Genomic DNA, 20,530 nt, shown 5'->3' on the forward strand with positions numbered 1-20,530 from the left:
CCGCGAGACTAGGCACAATCCGTTAATTCCGTGTTACATCGGCAGGCGCATCCGGATGGCGTGTCGCTCACACGCCCCTCCGGTCAACAGCGAGGATCCCGCGCGGGCACCTCGAGATCCACCAGATAGCTGGTCACAGCGGTGTCCACGCACTCGTTGCCGTCCAGGGCGACGGTGTGCTGCGTTCCCTCGAAGGTCACCAGGACACCACCGAGCCGGGCGGCGAGTTCGACCCCCGCGTCGTAGGGGGTCGCGGGATCCCCGGTCGTCGAGACCACGAGCACGGGCGGCAGATCGCGAACGTCGGGAGTGTGCGGTTCCCCGGTGGCCGGGACCGGCCAGAAGGCACAGACGTCGAGGGCCGCCGATCCGGTGCCGCGGCCGTCGTCGAGGAAGGGTGCGGCCGCGCGGAACCGCGTGTCGAGTTCGCCCGCGAGCGCCCGGTCGGTCACCGGTGGGTCGTCCACGCACCGGATCGCGTTGAAAGCGTCGGTGATGTTGCTGTAGGTGCCGTCCTCGCCGCGCCCTTCGTAGAGATCGGCGAGCCGCAACAGGGTGTCGCCGGTGCCGGTGGTCGCGAGCGCCTCCAGCCCACCGCGCAGCGAACCCCACAGGGTCGGCGAATACAGGCCCTGCTGCACGCCGGTGATCGCGTCGCGGTGACTCAGTCCGCGCGGGTCGGTCGTGGGTGCGGGAGCGTCGAGCAGCGGGTCGACGAGCCCCCGGAACCGCTCGGCGGCCCGGGCCGGATCGGCCCCGAGGGGGCACCCCGCGTACTGCGCACAGTACGCCGCGAATTCGTCGAAGGCCTTCTGGAAGCCCACGGCCTGCAGCACGATCTCCTCGACCGGGTCCTGCTCCGGATCGATCGCACCGTCGAGCACCATCGCCCGCACCCGGCCCGGGAAGGCCTCGGCATAGAGGGTGCCGAGCCGGGTGCCGTAGGAGTAGCCGAGATAGGTCAGCGCGTCGTCGCCCAGAACGCCGCGAAGCACGTCCATGTCCTGCACGACCTCACGAGTGCCGACGTGGGCGAGCAGATCCGTACCGTTGCGTTCGGCGCACAACTGCGCGTACTCGCGATTGCGCTTCTCCGTCGCGGCGATGCCCTCAGGGCTCGTGTCCCCGTCGTCCACAGCACGGTCGGCGTCGAACTCGGCGTCGGTGAGGCAGCGGACCGCCGGTTCGGACGATCCGACACCGCGGGGGTCGAAGCCGACCACGTCGAAGCGGTCGGCGAGGACGGTGCCGTCGGCCGCGAGCGCGGTGGACAGTCCCGAGGCGCCCGGGCCGCCGGGGTTGACCAGCAGGGAACCGATCCGGTCGCCGCCGGCGGGCAGTCGCGACACCGCGAGGGTGATCACCTCACCGTCCGGGTCCTCGTAGTCGAGGGGAACCTCGATGCGTGCGCACTCCACACCCTGCCGCACCATCATCGGCCCGTCGGCGTCGTACGGCCCGCACGACTCCCAGTCGACGTCCTGCTCATAGAACCGTTCGAGGCCCGGAACCACTCCGACCGCCGACGGCTGTCGTTGTTCCTGCGCGGTGTCACCGCACGCGGTCGCCGCGGCAGCGGCCACGAGCGCCAGGACGGACAGACGACGGATGCGCGCGCGAGCAGGGTGGGGCACGATCCGATCGTGCCATGCCCCGGTCAACCTGCAGCGACACGACCTGCACTCTCTTCCGAGCGGTCGTTCGGTGTGACGAATCGCACCGCTGCGCGGCCTTCGCGCTCTCCGGGCCGAGTGGCAGACTGAGACAGTCATCACCCGACCCGGGGACCCCGAGGGCCTCGAGGAAGAAAGGGACAGTGATGTCCGACAACGTGACGTCCGTATACGGCGGCGCGGCCTCCGCTTCAGCCCCTGCCGACACCCCCAAGCGCAAGACACGAGTCCATCACCTGCAGGCGATGAAGGCCGAAGGCCGCCGCTGGGCAGAATTGACGGCCTACGACTACTCCTCCGCCCGCATCTTCGAGGAGGCGGGTATCCCCGTCCTGCTCGTGGGCGATTCCGCAGCCAACGTCGTCTACGGCTACGACACCACGGTGCCCGTGACCGTCGACGAACTCCTCCCCCTCGTCCGCGGCGTAGTGCGCGGTGCTCCGCACGCGCTCGTCGTCGCCGACCTGCCGTTCGGCTCGTACGAGGCCTCGCCTGAACAGGCCCTCGCCACGGCCGTGCGGTTCATGAAGGAGGGCGGCGCCCACGCGGTGAAGCTCGAGGGTGGCGAGCGGATGGCTCCGCAGATCGCCGCGATCACCGCCGCCGGCATCCCCGTGCAGGCACACATCGGCTTCACCCCGCAGTCCGTGAACACACTCGGCGGGTTCCGGGTGCAGGGCCGCGGCGACGGCGCCGAGCAGCTCGTCGCCGACGCGATCGCCGTCCAGGAGGCAGGCGCCTTCTCCGTCGTGATGGAGATGGTGCCGGCCGACCTGGCCGGGCAGGTCACCCGCAAGCTGAGCATCCCGACCGTCGGCATCGGCGCCGGCAACGAGTGCGACGCCCAGGTCCTCGTCTGGCAGGACATGGCCGGCTACACGAGCGGGAAGACCGCGAAGTTCGTCAAGAAGTTCGGACAGGTGGGCGACGAACTGCGCCGCGCCGCAACACAGTACGCAGCAGAGGTCGGGCAGGGCACCTTCCCGGGGCCCGAGCACTCCTTCTGAGGATCTGCGACGACGGGCACCATCGACGAGTTCGGTGGTGCCCGTCGCATTCTTCGGGCACCTTCCGGATCGGTGGCAGACTCGACGACGACCCGACCGTACGAAACCACGAGGTGTCCATGCAGCTCCGCTTCAGTCTCGTCCCCGCCGTCACCGCCGCACTGGCCGGTGTTCTCGTCGGCTGCGCACCGGCTCAGGATCCGGCACCCAGCGGAACGTCGACCGACGCCACGGTCGAGACGTCGCGGTCGACGGAGCCCACGCGTTCGCCGTCCGCGGCAGGCTCACCCTCGGAAGCCGGAGCCGGGGGCTTCACCGAAGCGCAGACCGCCGACCTGTGTGCTCGTCTCGAAGGTCAGTTGTCGAACTGGCGCACCTACACCCCGTCGGTGGGTCGCGGCGGCCTCAACATCCTCGTCGGTGAATGGGGTGCGGCGAACGGTGTCGATCTCGTCGTGCTCGCGGGCGACCGGGGCCGCATCGACGCGGCGACCTCCTCGCAGTGCCCGCAGGTGCGCGAGGAGGCCCTGCGCGGCCTCGACATTCCCGATCTCGCGTCGGGTCTCGTCGGGTTCTGACCCGTGGAGCGACGCGAACTGTATCCGCCGATCGAGCCGCACGAGACGAGCATGCTCGACGTCGGTGACGGCCAGCAGCTGTACTGGGAGGTCAGCGGCAACCCGCAAGGCAAGCCCGTGGTCTTCCTCCACGGTGGTCCGGGTGGCGGCACCGCACCCCTGCACCGGCGCTTCTTCGATCCGGGCGCCTACCGGATCGTGTTGTTCGACCAGCGCGGCTGCGGCCGGTCGCAGCCCCACGTGGCCGACGGCGCCGATCTGTCGGTCAACACCACCGACCATCTGGTCGCCGACATCGAGCGGCTGCGCACCTTCCTCGGTGTGGACCGGTGGATGGTCTTCGGCGGGTCGTGGGGCTCGACGCTCGCCCTCGCCTACGCCCAGCGGCACCCCGAGCACGTCACCGAACTCGTCCTGCGCGGGATCTTCCTGCTGCGCCGCAGCGAGATCGACTGGTACTACAACGGCGGCGCCGGGCAGCTGTTCCCTGAGGCGTGGGAAGGATTCTGTGCCCCGCTCGCCACCACTGGGCCCGGCGAGCATCCCGTGGACGTCTACCACCGCCTGCTGCACTCGACCGATCCGGACGTCGCCCTGAACGCGGCGATCGCGTGGTCCACCTGGGAGGGCGCCACGAGTTCACTGCTGCCGAACCCGGATCGCGTCGCGGAGACGGCCGAACCCCGGTTCGCGTTGGCCTTCGCTCGTATCGAGAACCACTACTTCCACCACCGTGGCTTCTTCGACGAGGGGGCACTCCTGCGCGACGCGCATCTGCTGCACGACATCCCGGGCGTGATTGTGCAGGGCCGCTACGACGTGGTGTGCCCGACGCGCAGCGCGCACGACCTGCACGAGGCGTGGCCGTTCTCCCGCCTGCACATCGTCGACGACGCGGGCCATGCGGCGACCGAACCGGGAATCGTGCACCGGCTCGTCGAGGCCACCGACACCTTCCGCTGACCCGGATCAGCCCGGCAACCGCCCGAAGCCGACCACGGCGTCGTCCCCGGTCACGTCGAGTTCGTGGACGCGGATGCGGCCCATCTCGTTTCCGCCGACGGTGATCGCGGAATCACCGTCGACGGCGACGACGATGTTCGTGTGCTCGCGCTGACCGACACCGATCCTGTTGTGGTACAGCACCACATCGCCGACCTCCGGCCGGTACCCCGTGCCCGCCGGTTCGTAGCGGTCGGCTTGCTCGTAGAACTCACCGAGCGTGAACACGCCGGGGATCCGCCAGTGGCCCGAATGCGGATTGGACAGCGGCACACCGGCTTCCCGCATGATCCAGCTGACGAAGTCGGCGCACCACGGTTCGCGGACACCCTCCGAGTAGAACGTGCCGGGATTCTGCGCCTCGTGCTGCTCCTCGAGCAGTTCGACGATCCGCACCTGCGCCGGCGACAACGCCGACGTGTCGATCTCGGGGAATGCCGCGCTGTCCCACGGGAACAGCCGGTCCGGCAGGATCCACCACACGAGCACCGCGAGCACCGCGAGCACCGCGACCGCGACGGTGAGGACGGCAGCGACCGGCCGTCGCCGCCGCCGCGGCGTCTCACCGGTCATGGTCGAAACGGATCTTGCGTGCCTGCGGGTCGGCGAGGGTGAGCCGCACCCGCACCGTGCTGCCCTCCTCCGGTGCCCCGCCGCACGGGCCGATGACGGTCTCGGAGGCGACGAACACCTCCGCGTCGCGCCGCTCGGTGGCCTCCTTCAGGACCGTCGCCTCGAAGGTCTCCCCCACCCGTGGCGCGAGCACGACGGCCTCGGTCAGGTCGATGCACGCGCGGTTCACCTTGCCGGCGAGCGAATCGGTCGACGACATGATCTTCGGCATCGCAGCCAGTGCGGTGCGGACCTCGTTCGGGACGTCCCGGCCCGACGACACCGCGAGGCACACCTCGGTGGCGTACCGGTCGGACAACCGGCGCAGCGGCGCGGTGACGTGCGCGTAGGGCGCACCGATCGCGCCGTGCAGGATCGTCTCGGGCAGGTCACCGTCGAAGGCCGCGTAGGACGCACCGCGCAGCAGTGTCGGCGCTTCGCTCATCAGCACGAGCGTCTTCGGGTCGTTGGCGTCGAGCGAGGCGAGGAAGGCACCGACACCCAGCCCCGTCGGCCACGGCATGTCGAGCGACCGCGCGGTGCGGCGCAGAGCATCGACCGCGGCGGGATCGGTGGGTGGGAGCGTGCGCAGCAGCCCGACCCGCGCGCCGATCATGATCTGCGCGGCGCACATCCCGGTGAGCAGCGAGATCTCGGAGTTCCACTCGTCGGCCTCGGTGCGCGGTTCGATCTGCAGCGTCCAGCCGTCGCCGTCCTGCACGACGTCCTGCGTGGGCAGGCGCAGTTCGATCGCTCCACGGGCGAGCGCTGCGGCCTCCCGCAACCGCCCGAAATCGGGCAACGCCTCGACGGACGGATGCAACCGGCCCGCGTCGGCGTCGCGTTGCACTCCGGCGTAGTGCATACGTGCGACCGATTGGACGCGGGCACGACGCACGCTCACCGCGACGGGCTCGGCGCGGTGGTCGGTCTCGATGCGCCACAACACCGCCGGACGGACGGCGTCCGGCAGCAGGCTCGCGGTGCCCTCGGACAGCTCGCGCGGATGCAACGGCACCGAGCCGTCGGGCAGGTAGTAGGTCTGCCCGCGGCGGTGCGTCTCGGCGTCCAGTGCGCCACTCGGTTCGACGAGTGCGTACACGTCGGCGATCGCATAGTGCAGCACGAAGCCGTCGTCAGTGCGTTCGAGGTGCAGCGCCTGGTCGAGATCCATCGACCCGAGTGGGTCGATGGTCACGAGAGGCAGATCGGTGCGGTCCTCACGTACGTCCGCGAAGCGGTCGCCCGCCCGCCGCGCCTCGGCGAGGGCCTCCGGCGCGAACTCGTCGACGAGGTCGAACTCGGCGCGCACGTCGGCGAAGTCGATCGCGGGCGCGACGACGATGGGAGTGGTCACCACGATGCTCGTGAACTCCTGGTGGTTCGGGTGCTCGTCGTCGGACTCAGCCGTTCTTCCAGTCGTCATCGGCGGCGTCGGCCGCCTTGTTCCGTTCTGCCGCGATCTCCAGCGCCCGCTGAGCGGTCTCCCTGTCCGGATAGGGACCCATGCGGTTGAGGGCGTGCGGATCCTTGCCCTGGGAGACCTTCCCAGTGCGCACGTCGTAGTACCAGCCGTCGTCGCTCATGGTCTCAGTGTGCCCGAATCGCATCTGTCTGTACGGACAACCCGACGGTTGGCGTGGCGCGGTACTGTCGGGCCGCACGCATGTGCTCGACGTCCGAACGAAGGAGCAAGCAATGTCCTACATCCTCTACGACGCGTTGCTGCCCTGGCTGGGTCCGGATGCGGCCTCCTACTGGGCGCACCTGCTGGTCATCTATCCGATCTGACCCGACCGGTAGCAACGCGGTGGGATCGGGAGACGCCGGGCGAACGAGCCGGCCTGTAAGCCGGATCCTGTCCCCCGCCGAAACGGGGTGGCGACCATCCATCTGGGCACACCGTCGCCGGGTACCTCGAGCGGTTCACCCGCAGGCTCGGGCGAGCAGCCCTCGAACACCTGCGCAGCCGCACCGCACGCGGTGCGACCTTCAACCTTGCTCCGGGCGGGGTTTACCTAGCCGCCCCGGTCACCCGGGGCGCTGGTGCGCTCTTACCGCACCCTTTCACCCTTACCTGCCGTACGGCAGGCGGTTTGCTTTCTGTGGCACTGTCCCGCGAGTCACCTCGGGTTGCCGTTAGCAACCGCCCTGCTCTGTGGAGTCCGGACTTTCCTCGATTCAGGGCCTGGCACCATCCGGTACCGGTTCCCTGCTCCGCGGCCGCCCGGCCGACTCGTTCGCTCGACCAGACTATCCCGCGGCGTATCGGCGCCGCCAACTACGGTGCACTCATGACGCGACTCGTGGCCCTGCTCCGCGGAATCAACGTCGGCGGCATCCGCATCCGGATGGCCGATCTGAAGAAGGTCTTCGTCGGCCTCGGCTTCGAGAACGTCCGCACCGTACTCGCGTCCGGCAACGTGCTCTTCGACTCCGAGGACGACCCCGCCACCGCGAAGGCCCGGATCGAGGCCGCACTCACCGAGCGGTTCGGTTACGAGGCCTACACCTTCGTCGTCGAGCAGTCGTATCTCGCGCGGGTCGTCGAGGCGTATCCCTTCGACGACGCACGCGCCGACCGGCATTCGTACGTCGTGTTCGTCTCCGATCCCGCCGTACTCGAATCGCTGGCCGCCCTGTCGGACGATCTCGATCCGAATCTCGAGTGCATCGAGGTAGGCAAGAGGGTCCTCTACTGGCAGGTCGTGAAGGGCTCGACGCTCGACAGTGCCGTGGGGAAACAGTCGGGTTCGGCCCGGAACAAGGCGACGACGACCGTCCGGAACCTCAACACGCTGCGTCGACTGGCCTGACAGGGCACGTCGCCGGCCATCGCACCTGCGTACAGACTGCAGGTAGCGTCCCTCCTCGACATTCGGCCCGCCGGAAGGTCCAGGATGCGCAGACGCACCGGAGCATTCGCCTCGATCGCCGCGGCTGCACTCCTCGCGACCACACCGACGGTGGAGACCGCCGAGTCCGATACCGACTTCTACACGTCCCCCCGGGCCTTCGAGACGGCGCCGCTCGGCGACGTCCTGCGCACCGCATCGTCGGTCGCCGCCGTCGTCCCGAAAACCCCGGCCGTCCTCGACGCGGCCGTCACCCGCGTGATGTACCGCAGCGGTCTCGACCCCGACGACCCGATCGCGTTCTGGGGATATTCGCAGGGCGGCATGGCATCCGCCTCGGCCGCCGAACTCGCCGCCACGTACGCCCCCGAACTGTCGGTGGTCGGCGCCGTGGCCGGTTCACCGCCCGCCGACCTGGGCGACCTCGCCGTGGCCGGCGACGGATCCCTCCTCTCCGGCGGGATCGGCTGGGTCGTCGACGGTTTCATCTCGGCGACGAGCCGTGGGCGTCGCTGGTCGTCGAGCAGCAACTCAGCAACCGCGCCCCGGCAATGCCGGTCTTCGTGGCGCAGAGCACGGGCGACGACTTCGTGATCGTCCAAGGGGTCGACCCCATGGTCGACAAGTGGTGCTCGGCCGGCGCCGACGTCACCTACCGCCGCTACGACGTCGGACCCGTTCTGACGAAGACCGGGACGGGCCATCTGATCGGCATGTTCCCGGCCGTCGTCGAAGGCCTCGACTGGCTCGATCAGCGGTTCTCCGGCCGGGAATCCCAGTCCGGCTGCACCGCCTGACATCCCGCCGGAAGAATTTCTCGGGACCGTGTAACACCCTCGGTCGGCCGACAGATAGACCTGATGAGTGGCCGCGCAGGCAACCCCCCGACATGTCTGCGCGGCCACTTGTCGTTTCGCGACCGCTACGGGTTCACAGGTGCGAGGTGTCGTTGACGAGCCGCACGGACGAGCCGCCGTCCGCGTAGAACTCGGCGATGCTGAGCGACGCGAGATCCAGGTGCAGGCGGTACAGCAGCGACGGGCCGGACTCGAGCGCCATCTGCAGGAACGTCTTGATGGGCGTGACGTGCGAGACGACCAGCACGGTCGAGCCGGCGTAGTCGGTCAGCAGGTCGTCGCGCACCGAGGCGATCCGCTTGGCGACCTCGTCGAAGCTCTCGCCGTTCGGGGGTCGCACGGAGGTGTCGCCGAGCCAGCGGCGGTGCAGTTCGGGATCGCGACGCGCGGCCTCGGCGAAGGTGAGACCCTCCCAGTCGCCGAAATCCGTCTCGATCAGCCCGTCGTGCACCGTCACCGGGAGATCGAGGGCGTCGGCGGCCGCAGCGGCCGTCTCCCGCGCTCGCCCCAGCGGTGACGCCAGCACGGCGGTGATCCCGCCGCGGGCACCGAGTCGCCGGGCCGCGGCGACCGCCTGGTCGCGACCGAGTTCGGTCAGCTCCGGGTTGCCCCGCCCCGAGTAGCGACGCTCGACCGACAGCGAGGTCTGCCCGTGACGCAGCAGCAGAAGACGGGTCGGTGATCCGACCGCACCGGTCCAGCCGGGTGAAGGCGGCACTGCCGGATCGGGCACAGGCACGGCCGGCGGGGTGGCGACGTTCTCGGTCCCCGCATTCGACGGCGCCACGGGACGCGTCACAGTGTCGGACGCGACGTCCAGCAGCGCTTCGGCCGCCGCGTCCATCGCGGCGTTGGCCAGCCGGTCGGCGTGGGCGTTCTCCGCACGCGGGATCCACGTGAAGTCGACGCTGCGGAACCGGCCGGCGAGCTCACGTGCCTGCGCGGCCAGCGGGATCATGTCGGCATGTTTGACCTGCCACCGTCCGCTCATCTGCTCGACGACGAGCTTGGAATCCATGCGGACGTGCACCTCGTCGGCGCCGAGCTCGGCGGCGGCGGTGAGACCGGCGATCAGACCCTTGTACTCGGCGACGTTGTTCGTCGCGCGCCCGATGCTCGCCTGGCGTTCGGCGAGGACGGTCCGATGGTCGGCATCGAAGACCACGGCACCGTAACCGGCCGGTCCGGGATTCCCGCGAGAACCACCGTCCGCTTCGACGACGACCGTCGTCACAGTCCGGATTCCTTGGTGCGAACCAGGATCGCGTCGCACTCCGGGCACCGGACGAGCAGATCGGCGGGTGCGGCGGCGATCCGGGCGATCTCACCGCGGTCCAGTTCGAGACGGCACGCGCCGCAGCGGCGGGCCTGCAGCAGTGCGGCGCCGATGCCGGACTTCTCGCGCTGCTTCTCGTAGAGCGTCACCAGTTCCGTAGGAAAGACGGCGAGCAGTGCCTCGCGGTCGCTGCGGCACCGCTGCTCGGCCACCTCGATGTCGGCGAGCGCCTCGTCGCGGGCCCGGACGGCGTCGCCGAGCTGGTCGTCGACCTGCGAGACCCGCGCACCGGCGTGGTCGTGGTCGGCCTTCGACGCCTCACGACGCTCCATGACCTCGAGCAGGTCGTCCTCGAGTGCCGCCTGGCGACGCTCGAGGCTGGTGAGCTCGTGCTGCAGTTCGGTGAGCTGCTTCGATCCCACCGAGCCGCTCTGGAGCATCGACCGGTCGCGGTCGGCGCGCATGCGCACGGCCTCGATCTCGCCCTCGAGCTTCCGGATGTCCCGGTCGAGGTCGTCGAGGATGATCTCGACTGCCACCGCGGCGTCCTTGCGCGCGTTGCGCTCGGTCTGCAAGCGGTCCACCTCCTGCTGTTCGGGCAGTGTCCGACGGCGATGCGCGAGGCGGTTCAGCTCTGCGTCCACGGCGGCGAGGGACAGCAGCTTGGCCTGCACGGTGGGTTCGACGTTCACTCGGGTGGTTCCTGCTTTCGATGGTGTGTCGGTGGACCGGGAGTCGGCGGCCACGCGGGACGTGTCGTAGCTGATTACCGTACCGCGCCCGCCGCGGTCGTCCAGGGATCGGTGCGCAACTCGCTGACCCGCGCCTGCCAGCCGTCCCGATCGGCGAACGCCCTATCGAGGACGTCGCGGGCCTGCGCGCACCACGGGTACTCGCTCGCCCAGTGCGCGACGTCCACCAGCGCGGGACCCCCGGCGCGCAGATGCTCGTCGGCGGGATGGTGCCGCAGGTCGGCGGTGACGTAGACGTCGACGCCCTGCGCGGTGGCGAGCCCGAGGAAAGAATCACCGGATCCGCCGCACACCGCCACGGTCCGCACCGGCCGGTCGGGGTCGCCCGCACCGCGCACACCCCATTCGGTGGCCGGCAGCGCGGCGGCGACGTCGGCGGTGAACTCGCGCAACGTGCGGGTCTGCGGCAGCTCCCCCACCCGGCCGAGCCCGCGATCGCTCGGCAGGTCGGCGAGTTCGATGATGTCGAAGGCCGGTTCCTCGTACGGGTGCGCGTCGCGCAGGGCCGCGAGTACCGCCGCGCGCGACCGGCGCGGCGCGATGACCTCGATCCGGTCCTCGGGGACGCGTTCGAGGTCGCCGACCGAGCCGACAGCCGGGTCCGCGCCGTCGACCGGGCGGAACTGGCCGGTGCCCGTGGTCGACCAGCAGCATTCGCGGTAGTTGCCGAGAGCACCCGCGCCCGCTGCGAACAGTCCCGCGCGCACCGTGTCGGCGGCGTCGGACGGCACCATCACGACCCACTTGTCGGTCGCGGGTTCGGGCTTGGACTCGAGCGGTCGCAGGCCGGTCAGGCCCAGCGCCCCGGCGAGGGCGTCCGAGACACCGGGGTTCGCACGGTCGGCGTTGGTGTGCGCGGTGAACAGAGCGCAGCCGCCGCGGATGAGGCGGTGGATCAGCGCGCCCTTGGGGGTGTGCGCGCCCACCGTGTCGACTCCGCGCAGCAGCAGCGGGTGGTGCACCAGCAGCAGTTGCGCGCCCCATTCGATCGCCTCGTCGACGACAGCCGCGGTCGCGTCGACGGCGAGCAGCACCTTGCGCACCGGCTCGTCGGGGTCGCCGGCGACGAGTCCCACCGAGTCCCAGCTCTCCGCCAGCGACGGCGGGTAGGCCGTCTCCAGAACGTCGATCACCTCACGCAGCGTCGCCGCCGTCACGTCCACCTCCAGCCGATCCGCTCTCTCCTACGCGCACGACCCTACGCGGCGGAAGACCGAACGAACGGGGAGAATGGCCCGGTGACCGTTCTTGCTGCCACCCAGCCGCTCGTGCTCCCTGCTCCCGTCGTCCTCTTCGATCTGGACGGCACGCTCACCGATTCCGCGACCGGGGTGATCAACGGGTTCCTCCACGCCGCCGAGACGACCGGCTTCGAGGCACCGGACGGCAACCTGCAGTGGCTGCTCGGACCGCCCATGCGCGACACCCTGCAGAATCTCGGGCTCGACGAGGAGCAGGTCGCTGCGGGACTCGCGGCCTACCGGGACTACTACTCCGCCACCGGCTGGGCGGAGAACGCCGTCTTCGACGGCATCGAAGCAGTGCTCGAGGCCGTCCGTGAGGCAGGTAGCCGCCTGGCGGTGGCGACGTCGAAGTCCCAGACGTTCGCCGAACGGATCCTCGACCACTTCGGTCTGACCGGATACTTCGAGTTCATCGGGGGTGCGAGCGACGACGGCGCCCGGCGGCACAAGTGGGAGGTCGTCGCGCACAGCCTCGCCGCTCTCGGGATCGATCCGCAGGATGCCGAGGCGGGCGGCACGACCGGTGTGGTGATGGTGGGCGACCGCGAGCACGACATCCACGGTGCGGGCCGGTTCGGCATCCCCACGGTCTTCGTCGAGTGGGGTTACGGGACCGAGACCGAGGGTCGTGCGGCGGCGCGGACGACCGCCTCGGCCGAGGAACTGCGGGAGGTACTCACGGGTGGACGCTGACGACCGCTTCCACGTGACCTTCGTGTGCACCGGCAACATCTGCCGGTCGCCGATGGCCGAGAAGATCTTCGCCGAGCACCTGGCGGCCGACCTCGTCGTCGCCATGACCACCACTCACGAGCGGGCGCTGGCGCAGCTCGGTGTCCCGTCCGATCGCCGTGTGCTGCTGCGTTCGTTCGATCCCGACGCCGACGACGATTCCGTGCCCGATCCGTACTACGGCTCTCTCGACGAGTTCGAGCAGGTCCGCGAGCAGATCGAAACCGCCGTTCCGGGCCTGCTCGAGCGGGTGCGGCAGCAGTGAGACGCACCTCACCGGCTACCGTGGATCTGTGCGCCGATTGACATTTCTCCTACGCCCCGGCTGGTTGGTCCTGGCACTGGTGGTCGTCGGCTTCGCCTACGCGTGCTTCACGGTCCTCGCGCCGTGGCAGCTGGGCAAGAACACGAGCACCGAGGACCGCAACGGTCGCATCGCTGCGTCGATGGCACAGGATCCGGTTCCCGTCGGTGACCTACTGGGCGGCGACGGTCCGACCATCGAGGACGAGTGGCGCCGTGCGCTCGCGCAGGGCTCCTATCTGCCCGAGTCGGACGTGCTCGTGCGGTTGCGCAGCGTCGAGTCGCAGCCGGCCTACGAGGTGCTGACTCCGTTCGCACTCGATTCCGGCGGAACGATCCTCGTCAACCGCGGGTACGTGCGGCCGGTCCGCGGCACCGAGATCCCCGAGATCCCGCCCGCGCCGTCCGGCCCCGTCACGCTCGACGCCCGCATCCGGATGTCCGAGGGAACGGTCGAGGACAAAGCCCCCTTCGTCGACGACGGCTACCAGCAGGTCTACTTCATCGACGCCCCGCAGGTCGCATCCGTCACTGGTCTTGATCTCGAGGACGTCTACCTGCAGCTCGACGCCGACCAGCCCGGCGGTCTCGGCGTGATCCCGCTCCCCCAGCTCGATTCGGGCCCGTACCTGTCGTACGGCCTGCAGTGGCTGGCGTTCGGGATCATGGCTCCGCTGGGTCTGGGCTATTTTGTGTGGGCCGAGCTGCGGGAGCGTAGGAAGTCCAAGGGTTCGCAAGACGGTGGTGACGCAGCCGAGGCCCCGGCGGAAGCGGCACCGCGCACCGCGAGCGAGAAGCTCGCCGATCGATACGGCCGGCCGCGGTGACCGAGCCGACCACTCTGCCCCGATTCGAGGAGCTCCCGATGTACGCGACCGTCGACGACTATCTGGCCGACAAGGATCCGGCCGCCGTCGATGTGTTCCGGCACGTGCGCGCGATGATCCTCGACCTCGGCGGCGACGTCACCGAGCACGTCCACGCGTCGGAGATCTCGTGGTCGCGGGGCCGTCCGTTCGCGGCGGCGTTCGTCTACGCCTCGCGTCTCGAGGTGGCTCTGGATCTGCCGCGGCGCATCCACCACGCGACGTTGCGTGAGGCGTTCCCGAAGAAGGGGACGGTGACGACGCACCGGCTGAGTGTCTCGTCGGTCGACGAACTCGACGACCACTTCGTGGAGTTGCTGAACGTCGCCTACCGCACCGCGGCGGAACCGCGCGACTGACCCCCACGACTCCCTTCCGCACGAAGGAGACGAGATGGACGAGGTGAGCGGCGCGATCCGGTTCCTGTCCGCCTTCACGGCCATCGAGAACCACTTCAAGTGGCAACTGCAGACGGACGAGGAGCACATGAGCTTCGTCCGGATGGCCAAGGAGTACGCACGGCGCCATCGCACACAAGTCGATCTGCCCGCGCTCCGGGCCTTCGCGGACCTGCGCAACGCGCTCGTGCACCAGGACTACTACGGGGGCAAGCCGGTTGCCGATCCGGTCCCGGAGGTCGTCGAGGCGATCGAGAGACTGCGCGACAGGATCATCGATCCGCCGAAGGTGTTGCAGGTCCTGCCGAGGCGGGCACCCGCCGTGTTCGAGACGGACACACCACTGAATCGGGTGCTCGACGAGATCCGACGCCACGACTACTCGCAGTTCCCGATCTACGAGGACGACACCTATCTCGGGCTGCTGACGACGAATTGCATCGCCCGCTGGCTCGCGCATCGTCTCGCGACGGACGAGATCGTCGAGGGCGAGACCGTCGGAGCGGCCCTGGAGTTCGCCGAACCGCACGAGCGGGCTGCGCACCTGCCCCGCACCATCACGGTGCCGCAGGCGATCAAGAAACTGTCCCCGCCCGCGGGCGGGCAACTGCCGCCGACGGCGTTGATCGTCACGCACAGCGGCAGCGCGAAGGAACGGCCGCTCATGATCGTCGTCGCCGACGATCTGCCGACGCTCGTCGCGGCAGTGAATACGGGACATTAGATCCGGGTGGATCCGACCCCGCTGAGCGGGGCTCGATCCACCGGAATCGCACATGGGATGGTGGGCGCGGAGGGTTTCGAACCCCCGACCGCTGGTGTGTAAAACCAGAGCTCTACCACTGAGCTACACGCCCGAAAGACGGCGGCAGGTGCCGCCGACTTCGCATCAGGACTTTAGCGCGGCGAGCGCTCTGGCCCAAGCTCCCTGGTCACGGGCCTCTCCGGGCTGGTTCTCCTCCGCGAACTGCACGATGCCGTCCTTGTCGATGACGAACGTGCCGCGGTTGGCGAAACCGAACTTCTCGTTGAACACACCGTAGGCCTGCGCGACCTCGCCGTGCGGCCAGAAGTCGGACAGCAGCGGGAAGGTGTAGCCCTGCTCGGCTGCCCAGATCTTGTGGCTCGGCGACGGGCCGACCGACACCGCGAGGATGGCGGTGTCGTCGTTCTCGAAGGTGGGCAGGTCGTCGCGGACGGCGCACAGCTCGCCCTGGCAGACGCCGGTGAAGGCGAGGGGGTAGAAGACCAGGAGCACGTTCTTGCTGCCCCGAAAGCTCGACAGCGTCACCTCCTGGTTGTTCTGGTCCTTGAGAGTGAAATCGGGGGCTTCGGCGCCCACGGCGATCGGCATGCGTATGGATCCTTACGTTCCGGGAGCCGGTTCAGCGGCGGGGACGGCCGGCCTTGGGCTGGACGAGGCGGCTGCCGATCCAGTCACCGAGGTTGGTGGCCGTGGTCTGGGTGAGGCCGGCTGTGGCGGCCGACTCGGCGATCTCGCTGGGCTCGACGTGATCGGGGCGCCCGGTCTTGGGGGTGAGCACCCACACGACGCCCTCGTCGGCGAGGGGGCCGATCGCGTCCATGAGGGCGTCGACCAGGTCGCCGTCGCTGTCGCGCCACCACAGCAGCACGACGTCGACGACCTCGTCGGAATCCTCGTCGAGCAGCTCGGTACCGGTGACCTCTTCGATCGCAGCTCTCAACTCGTCGTCGGTGTCCTCGTCCCAACCGAGTTCCTGCACCACGTGGTCGTGAGTGATACCGAGCTTGGAGACATAGTTCTTGGCATCCGCCGCGGCGACCACGGTGGCTCCTCCTAAGGGTTGTGGTGCGCGAATCGGATCCGCGTACCGGCGTGACGATCAATTGGTCAAAGCGAACATCGTTGCGGGCCTCAACGCAACCCGAATCGCTGGGAAAAGCGGGAGAATCTTTCCAGAGGGACCCATTGCACCGCCTCGCACGGTGTCCGTTCCGTCCTGTTGGCCGGGCCACGGCGTGATCCTTCGTCGCGGATGGGGGAAGATGAGGGGTGCATCATGTTCAGATGTCGATTGCGTCGGCTCCCACAAGAGCCGGCCGACGGAGAGGGCGCTCCACCTACGCGCCCACCACGATGAGGAGCAGACGTTGACAGACCTGATCCACGGATCCGACTCCCGAGAAGGCGCCGCACCGGGCGCGTCGGGACCGGATTCCTCGGCCAAGCCGGCATCGACCAAGGACAACCGTGTCCGGGTGATCCGCGAGGGTGTGGCCTCCTATCTGCCGGACATCGATCCGGCGGAGACCGAAGAGTGGCTCGAGTCGTTCGACGGGATGCTCGAGGCCGCGGGCCCCACCCGCGCGCGCTACCTGCTGCTGCGCATGCTCGAGCGTGCCAACGAGCGCAAGGTCTCCCTTCCCGCCCTGACCTCCACCGACTACGTCAACACCATCCCCACCGAGAGCGAACCGTGGTTCCCCGGTGACGAGGAGGTCGAGCGTCGCTTCCGCGCGTACATCCGGTGGAACGCGGCGATCATGGTCACCCGCGCGCAGCGCCCGGGTGTCGGCGTCGGTGGTCACATCTCCACCTACGCGTCGTCCGCCGCCCTGTACGAGGTCGGCTTCAACCACTTCTTCCGCGGCAAGGACCATCCCGGCGGCGGCGACCAGGTCTTCATCCAGGGCCACGCCTCCCCCGGTATCTACGCCCGAGCCTTCCTCGAGGGCCGCATCGGCACGGAGCAGCTCGACGGCTTCCGTCAGGAGCACAGCCACGCCTCGCTCGGCGGCGGCCTGCCCTCGTACCCGCACCCGCGCCTGCTCCCGACCTTCTGGGAGTTCCCGACCGTGTCCATGGGCCTGGGCCCGATGAACGCGATCTACCAGGCACGGTTCAATCACTACCTGCACGACCGGGGCATCAAGGACACCTCCGATCAGCACGTCTGGGCGTTCCTCGGCGACGGCGAGATGGACGAGCCGGAGTCGCGCGGTCTGGCGCACGTCGCGGCCACCGAGGGTCTCGACAACCTGACCTTCGTCGTCAACTGCAACCTGCAGCGTCTCGACGGCCCGGTGCGCGGCAACGGCAAGATCATCCAGGAGCTGGAGTCGTTCTTCCGCGGCTCCGGCTGGAACGTCATCAAGGTCGTGTGGGGCCGCGAGTGGGACGCCCTGCTGCACGCCGACAAGGACGGCGCACTGGTCAATCTCATGAACGCCACCCCCGACGGCGACTACCAGACCTACAAGGCCAACGACGGCGCGTTCGTGCGCGAGCACTTCTTCGGCCGCGACCCGCGGACGAAGGAACTGGTCAAGGACCTGTCCGACCAGCAGATCTGGAACCTCAAGCGCGGTGGCCACGACTACCGCAAGATCTACGCGGCCTACAAGGCGGCGATGGAGCACAAGGGTCAGCCGACGGTGATCCTCGCGCACACCATCAAGGGCTACACGCTCGGTAAGCACTTCGAGGGCCGCAACGCGACCCACCAGATGAAGAAGCTCACCCTCGAGGACCTCAAGTACTTCCGCGACATCCAGCGGATCCCGATCTCGGACGAAGAGCTCGAGAAGGATCCGAAGATGCCGCCGTACTACCACCCCGGCTTCGAGTCGCCCGAGATCCAGTACATGCTCGAGCGTCGCCGGGCCCTCGGCGGTTTCCTTCCGGAGCGCCGCACCACCGCGAAGCCGTTGGCGCTGCCCGCGGAGAAGACCTACGACGTCGTCCGCAAGGGTTCGGGCAAGCAGGAGGTCGCCACCACCATGGCGACGGTCCGTGTGCTCAAGGAACTGTTGCGCGACAAGGAGATCGGCAAGCGCATCGTGCCGATCATCCCGGACGAGGCCCGCACCTTCGGTATGGACTCGTGGTTCCCGTCGCTGAAGATCTACAACCGCAACGGTCAGCTGTACACCTCGGTCGACGCCGATCTGATGCTTGCCTACAAGGAGAGCGAAGTCGGGCAGATCCTGCACGAGGGCATCAACGAGGCCGGTTCGACGGCGTCGTTCACGGCGGTCGGGACGTCCTACGCAACGCAGGGCGAGCCGATGATCCCCGTGTACATCTTCTACTCGATGTTCGGTTTCCAGCGCACGGGCGACGGCCTGTGGGCGGCGGCCGACCAGATGGCACGCGGGTTCGCCCTCGGCGCGACGGCCGGTCGCACCACGCTGACCGGTGAGGGCCTGCAGCACGCCGACGGGCACTCGCTGCTGCTCGCGTCGACCAACCCGGCCGCGGTCACCTACGACCCGGCGTTCTCCTACGAGATCGCCCACATCTTCCGCGACGGTCTGCGGCGGATGTACGGCGGCACGGAGGGTGTCGACGGCTTCGGCGGTGAGGACGTCTTCTACTACATCACCATCTACAACGAGCCGTACTCGCAGCCGGCCGAGCCGGAGGATCTCGACGTCGAGGGCCTTCTCAAGGGCATCTACCTGTACAAGCGGGGACCGGAGTCGGGTCCGAAGGCGCAGATCCTGGTCTCGGGCGTGATGATGCCCGAGGCGCTGCGTGCGCAGAAGATGCTCGCCGACGAATGGGGAGTGTCTGCGGACGTCTGGTCCGTCACTTCGTGGGGCGAGCTGCGCCGCGACGGCGTCGAGTGCGACCGCCAGGCGCTGCTGAACCCCGGTGAGGAAGCCTCGGTGCCGTACGTCGCGTCGGTGCTCAACGACGCGGCGGGTCCGTTCGTCGCGGTGTCCGACTGGATGCGCGCGGTGCCCGATCAGATCCGCAAGTGGGTTCCGGGCGACTACACGGTGCTCGGCGCCGACGGCTTCGGCTTCTCCGACACCCGTGGCGCCGCCCGCCGCGTGTTCAACATCGACGCCGAGTCCACGGTGGTCGCGGTGCTCTCGGCACTCGGCCGCGAAGGCGCGATCGATCGTGAGAAGGCCGTCGAGGCGGCCCGCACCTACAAGATCGACGACGTGACGGCCGCCCCGGTCTCGATGGCGGATCCGGGCGTCGCCTGATCCGTCCGCCGGTCACGTCCGAGTGGCGTGACCGGCCGGGTCGCGGGCGCCGGGTACTTTCGTCCCATGGTCGACGAGCCGCAACCCCGCCGGACCGGGCAGGTACCGGGCGTTCACAGGGAACGCCCGGTACCGCCGTCCCGTCCCGAGCGGGCACCGCTGCCCGACGCGCTGCTCCGTCGGGTCAAGCAGTTCTCGGGGCGACTGTCCACCGAAGCGGTACACGTCATGCAGGAGCAGTTGCCCTTCTTCGCCGATCTCGACGCGTCGCAGCGGTCGACCGTGCAGCTGGTGATCCAGACGTCGGTGGTCGACTTCCTCGAGTGGGTGCGCAATCCCGACAGCGACCTGCGCTTCAGCCTCGACGCCTTCCAGATGATCCCGCAGGATCTCGCCCGGCGACTGACGCTGCGCCAGACGGTGGACATGGTCCGCGCGGCGATGGAGTTCTTCGAGCAGTGGCTGCCGGCCCTCGCCCGCAACGAGGAACAGCTCGTGGCGCTCACCGAGGCGATCCTGCGGTACGGGCGCGAGCTCGGTTTCGCTGCCGCGGCGGTGTACGCGGGGGCGGCCGAGTCGCGGGGCGCCTGGGACACGCGGCTCGAGGCCCTCGTCGTCGACGCCGTGGTGCGTGGGGACACCGGGCCCGACATGCAGTCGCGGGCCGCGACCCTCAACTGGGACGCGACCGCCCCGGCGACGGTGATCGTCGGTACTCCCCCGCCCGACCAGGGCGTCTCGGTGATCACCACCGTGCACACCGTCGCCCAGGAGCACGGTCGCGCGGCTCTCGCGGTGGTGCAGGGCGAACGCCTGGTGATGGTGGTCAGCGGTGAACTGCACGGGACGGTCGACGCGGCGGACTTCCGCTCCGAGTTGATGCGCGCGTTCTCCGACGATCCGGTGGTGATCGGTCCGACGACACCGACGCTGGCGACCGCACACGTCTCCGCCGTCGAAGCGCTCGCCGGCATGGAGGCGGTCGTGGGGTGGCCGGGGGCTCCCCGGCCGGTGCACGCCGCCGAGCTGTTGCCCGAACGTGCGCTGCTCGGTGATCCCGGCGCGATCGCCGCGCTCGAGGACTTCGTCGTCGCCCCGCTCGCAGCCGCCGGGCCGTCCCTCGCGGACACGCTGGACGCATACCTCGACAGTGGGGGCGCTGTCGAGACTTGCGCCCGGAAGCTGTTTGTTCATCCAAATACCGTGCGGTATCGATTGAAGCGGATCACAGAAGTAACGGGTCGGGATCCCACAAATCCTCGCGATGCGTACGTGCTTCGAATCGCTGCCACGGTAGGCCGCCTGGCACGAAGCCATAACGAATTGAGATCGCCTGCACCACCTGTCACACGATTCACAATTCGCGAATCGGACACGTAACGTCCCCGGCCT

Annotated in this window: 22 protein-coding genes, 1 tRNA gene and 1 other RNA gene; 13 read left to right on the forward strand and 11 right to left on the reverse strand. The window is 69.1% G+C overall.

What is annotated here, in order from left to right:
* Positions 1-83: 83 nt before the first annotated feature.
* Entirely contained in the window at positions 84-1,634 is a 1,551-nt protein-coding gene (locus tag AC6CID_RS06885; protein WP_094980374.1) for an alpha/beta hydrolase, read from the reverse strand.
* 185 nt (positions 1,635-1,819) lie between these two features.
* Here AC6CID_RS06885 and panB point away from each other — a divergent pair, with 185 nt between their 5' ends.
* The 3 genes from panB to pip all read left to right on the forward strand — a co-directional run bounded on the left by panB (position 1,820) and on the right by pip (position 4,221).
* A complete protein-coding gene (gene panB, locus AC6CID_RS06890) occupies positions 1,820-2,680 on the forward strand; it encodes a 3-methyl-2-oxobutanoate hydroxymethyltransferase (RefSeq protein WP_033097787.1) in 861 nt (286 codons plus the stop codon).
* A 119-nt stretch (positions 2,681-2,799) separates the two neighbouring features.
* Positions 2,800-3,258, forward strand: a complete 459-nt coding sequence (locus AC6CID_RS06895; RefSeq protein ID WP_019289796.1) for a hypothetical protein — start codon at positions 2,800-2,802, stop codon at positions 3,256-3,258.
* 51 nt (positions 3,259-3,309) lie between these two features.
* On the forward strand, positions 3,310-4,221 hold the full coding sequence (gene pip, locus AC6CID_RS06900) for a prolyl aminopeptidase (RefSeq protein ID WP_498353744.1): 912 nt from the start codon (positions 3,310-3,312) through the stop codon (positions 4,219-4,221).
* A 6-nt stretch (positions 4,222-4,227) separates the two neighbouring features.
* Here the strand turns inward: pip and AC6CID_RS06905 are convergent, their stop codons facing one another.
* The 4 genes from AC6CID_RS06905 to rnpB form a co-directional block, all read right to left on the reverse strand.
* Positions 4,228-4,833: a CHAP domain-containing protein gene (locus AC6CID_RS06905; protein ID WP_006554422.1), complete on the reverse strand. Its 606-nt coding sequence runs from the start codon at positions 4,831-4,833 to the stop codon at positions 4,228-4,230.
* Positions 4,823-6,232: an RNB domain-containing ribonuclease gene (locus tag AC6CID_RS06910; protein ID WP_498353725.1), complete on the reverse strand. Its 1,410-nt coding sequence runs from the start codon at positions 6,230-6,232 to the stop codon at positions 4,823-4,825. Before AC6CID_RS06910 ends, AC6CID_RS06905 begins: the two co-directional genes overlap by 11 nt.
* Positions 6,233-6,275: 43 nt before the next feature.
* A complete protein-coding gene (locus AC6CID_RS06915; protein WP_006554424.1) occupies positions 6,276-6,458 on the reverse strand; it encodes a hypothetical protein in 183 nt (60 codons plus the stop codon).
* Positions 6,459-6,703: 245 nt separating this feature from the next.
* Positions 6,704-7,111, reverse strand: an RNA gene (gene rnpB, locus AC6CID_RS06920) — RNase P RNA component class A.
* Positions 7,112-7,166: 55 nt separating this feature from the next.
* Between rnpB and AC6CID_RS06925 the strand changes: the two genes are divergently transcribed.
* From AC6CID_RS06925 to AC6CID_RS06935, 3 genes are all read left to right on the forward strand, one after another.
* Complete coding sequence (locus tag AC6CID_RS06925; protein ID WP_019289801.1) at positions 7,167-7,688, forward strand: DUF1697 domain-containing protein; 522 nt, start codon at positions 7,167-7,169, stop codon at positions 7,686-7,688.
* A gap of 84 nt (positions 7,689-7,772) precedes the next feature.
* A complete protein-coding gene (locus AC6CID_RS06930; protein WP_259443689.1) occupies positions 7,773-8,321 on the forward strand; it encodes a lipase family protein in 549 nt (182 codons plus the stop codon).
* The gene (locus AC6CID_RS06935; RefSeq protein ID WP_498353726.1) at positions 8,291-8,524 is read left to right on the forward strand and encodes a hypothetical protein; all 234 of its coding nucleotides are present in this window, start codon (positions 8,291-8,293) and stop codon (positions 8,522-8,524) included. Before AC6CID_RS06930 ends, AC6CID_RS06935 begins: the two co-directional genes overlap by 31 nt.
* A 133-nt stretch (positions 8,525-8,657) precedes the next feature.
* Here the strand turns inward: AC6CID_RS06935 and AC6CID_RS06940 are convergent, their stop codons facing one another.
* From AC6CID_RS06940 to AC6CID_RS06950, 3 genes are all read right to left on the reverse strand, one after another.
* Positions 8,658-9,818 (reverse strand): bifunctional RNase H/acid phosphatase, encoded by a 1,161-nt coding sequence (locus AC6CID_RS06940; protein WP_064061317.1) that lies wholly within the window; start codon positions 9,816-9,818, stop codon positions 8,658-8,660.
* Entirely contained in the window at positions 9,815-10,552 is a 738-nt protein-coding gene (locus AC6CID_RS06945; RefSeq protein WP_006554428.1) for a zinc ribbon domain-containing protein, read from the reverse strand. Before AC6CID_RS06945 ends, AC6CID_RS06940 begins: the two co-directional genes overlap by 4 nt.
* A gap of 74 nt (positions 10,553-10,626) precedes the next feature.
* Entirely contained in the window at positions 10,627-11,775 is a 1,149-nt protein-coding gene (locus tag AC6CID_RS06950; RefSeq protein ID WP_064061318.1) for a Nif3-like dinuclear metal center hexameric protein, read from the reverse strand.
* 75 nt (positions 11,776-11,850) lie between these two features.
* On the opposite strand from AC6CID_RS06950, the gene AC6CID_RS06955 reads away from it, so the two are divergent.
* From AC6CID_RS06955 to AC6CID_RS06975, 5 genes are read left to right on the forward strand one after another with little or no spacing between them, the layout of a single operon-like run.
* Positions 11,851-12,549: an HAD hydrolase-like protein gene (locus AC6CID_RS06955; protein WP_498353727.1), complete on the forward strand. Its 699-nt coding sequence runs from the start codon at positions 11,851-11,853 to the stop codon at positions 12,547-12,549.
* Positions 12,539-12,853, forward strand: coding sequence for an arsenate reductase/protein-tyrosine-phosphatase family protein (locus AC6CID_RS06960; protein ID WP_064061320.1), 315 nt, complete (start codon positions 12,539-12,541; stop codon positions 12,851-12,853). The genes AC6CID_RS06955 and AC6CID_RS06960 overlap by 11 nt, the downstream gene beginning before the upstream one ends.
* A gap of 28 nt (positions 12,854-12,881) precedes the next feature.
* Positions 12,882-13,718, forward strand: a complete 837-nt coding sequence (locus AC6CID_RS06965; protein WP_037216851.1) for an SURF1 family cytochrome oxidase biogenesis protein — start codon at positions 12,882-12,884, stop codon at positions 13,716-13,718.
* Complete coding sequence (locus AC6CID_RS06970; protein ID WP_006554434.1) at positions 13,715-14,116, forward strand: DUF5655 domain-containing protein; 402 nt, start codon at positions 13,715-13,717, stop codon at positions 14,114-14,116. The genes AC6CID_RS06965 and AC6CID_RS06970 overlap by 4 nt, the downstream gene beginning before the upstream one ends.
* Before the next feature lie 34 nt (positions 14,117-14,150).
* Complete coding sequence (locus tag AC6CID_RS06975) at positions 14,151-14,879, forward strand: CBS domain-containing protein (RefSeq protein WP_120283343.1); 729 nt, start codon at positions 14,151-14,153, stop codon at positions 14,877-14,879.
* A gap of 58 nt (positions 14,880-14,937) precedes the next feature.
* Here AC6CID_RS06975 and AC6CID_RS06980 read toward each other — a convergent pair.
* From AC6CID_RS06980 to AC6CID_RS06990, 3 genes are all read right to left on the reverse strand, one after another.
* Positions 14,938-15,012 (reverse strand) — tRNA-Val (locus AC6CID_RS06980).
* A gap of 32 nt (positions 15,013-15,044) precedes the next feature.
* On the reverse strand, positions 15,045-15,509 hold the full coding sequence (locus AC6CID_RS06985; RefSeq protein ID WP_006554436.1) for a peroxiredoxin: 465 nt from the start codon (positions 15,507-15,509) through the stop codon (positions 15,045-15,047).
* Between the two features lie 31 nt (positions 15,510-15,540).
* Positions 15,541-15,963, reverse strand: a complete 423-nt coding sequence (locus tag AC6CID_RS06990; protein WP_006554437.1) for a DUF3052 domain-containing protein — start codon at positions 15,961-15,963, stop codon at positions 15,541-15,543.
* A gap of 325 nt (positions 15,964-16,288) precedes the next feature.
* On the opposite strand from AC6CID_RS06990, the gene aceE reads away from it, so the two are divergent.
* The gene (gene aceE / locus AC6CID_RS06995; protein ID WP_033097778.1) at positions 16,289-19,138 is read left to right on the forward strand and encodes a pyruvate dehydrogenase (acetyl-transferring), homodimeric type; all 2,850 of its coding nucleotides are present in this window, start codon (positions 16,289-16,291) and stop codon (positions 19,136-19,138) included.
* Positions 19,139-19,204: 66 nt separating this feature from the next.
* Complete coding sequence (locus tag AC6CID_RS07000; RefSeq protein ID WP_006554439.1) at positions 19,205-20,518, forward strand: PucR family transcriptional regulator; 1,314 nt, start codon at positions 19,205-19,207, stop codon at positions 20,516-20,518.
* Positions 20,519-20,530 lie beyond the last annotated feature (12 nt).

This window comes from Rhodococcus sp. GQ147 (assembly GCF_059759155.1).

What these genes read in the sequence shown, in the direction of transcription:
- panB (WP_033097787.1), top strand. Translation starts at nt 1,820, where the DNA reads ATGTCCGACAACGTGACGTCCGTATACGGCGGCGCGGCCTCCGCTTCA.
- AC6CID_RS06895 (WP_019289796.1), top strand. Translation starts at nt 2,800, where the DNA reads ATGCAGCTCCGCTTCAGTCTCGTCCCCGCCGTCACCGCCGCACTGGCC.
- pip (WP_498353744.1), top strand. Translation starts at nt 3,310, where the DNA reads ATGCTCGACGTCGGTGACGGCCAGCAGCTGTACTGGGAGGTCAGCGGC.
- AC6CID_RS06905 (WP_006554422.1), bottom strand. Translation starts at nt 4,833, where the DNA reads ATGACCGGTGAGACGCCGCGGCGGCGGCGACGGCCGGTCGCTGCCGTC.
- AC6CID_RS06915 (WP_006554424.1), bottom strand. Translation starts at nt 6,458, where the DNA reads ATGAGCGACGACGGCTGGTACTACGACGTGCGCACTGGGAAGGTCTCC.
- AC6CID_RS06925 (WP_019289801.1), top strand. Translation starts at nt 7,167, where the DNA reads ATGACGCGACTCGTGGCCCTGCTCCGCGGAATCAACGTCGGCGGCATC.
- AC6CID_RS06930 (WP_259443689.1), top strand. Translation starts at nt 7,773, where the DNA reads ATGCGCAGACGCACCGGAGCATTCGCCTCGATCGCCGCGGCTGCACTC.
- AC6CID_RS06975 (WP_120283343.1), top strand. Translation starts at nt 14,151, where the DNA reads ATGGACGAGGTGAGCGGCGCGATCCGGTTCCTGTCCGCCTTCACGGCC.
- AC6CID_RS06985 (WP_006554436.1), bottom strand. Translation starts at nt 15,509, where the DNA reads ATGCCGATCGCCGTGGGCGCCGAAGCCCCCGATTTCACTCTCAAGGAC.
- AC6CID_RS07000 (WP_006554439.1), top strand. Translation starts at nt 19,205, where the DNA reads ATGGTCGACGAGCCGCAACCCCGCCGGACCGGGCAGGTACCGGGCGTT.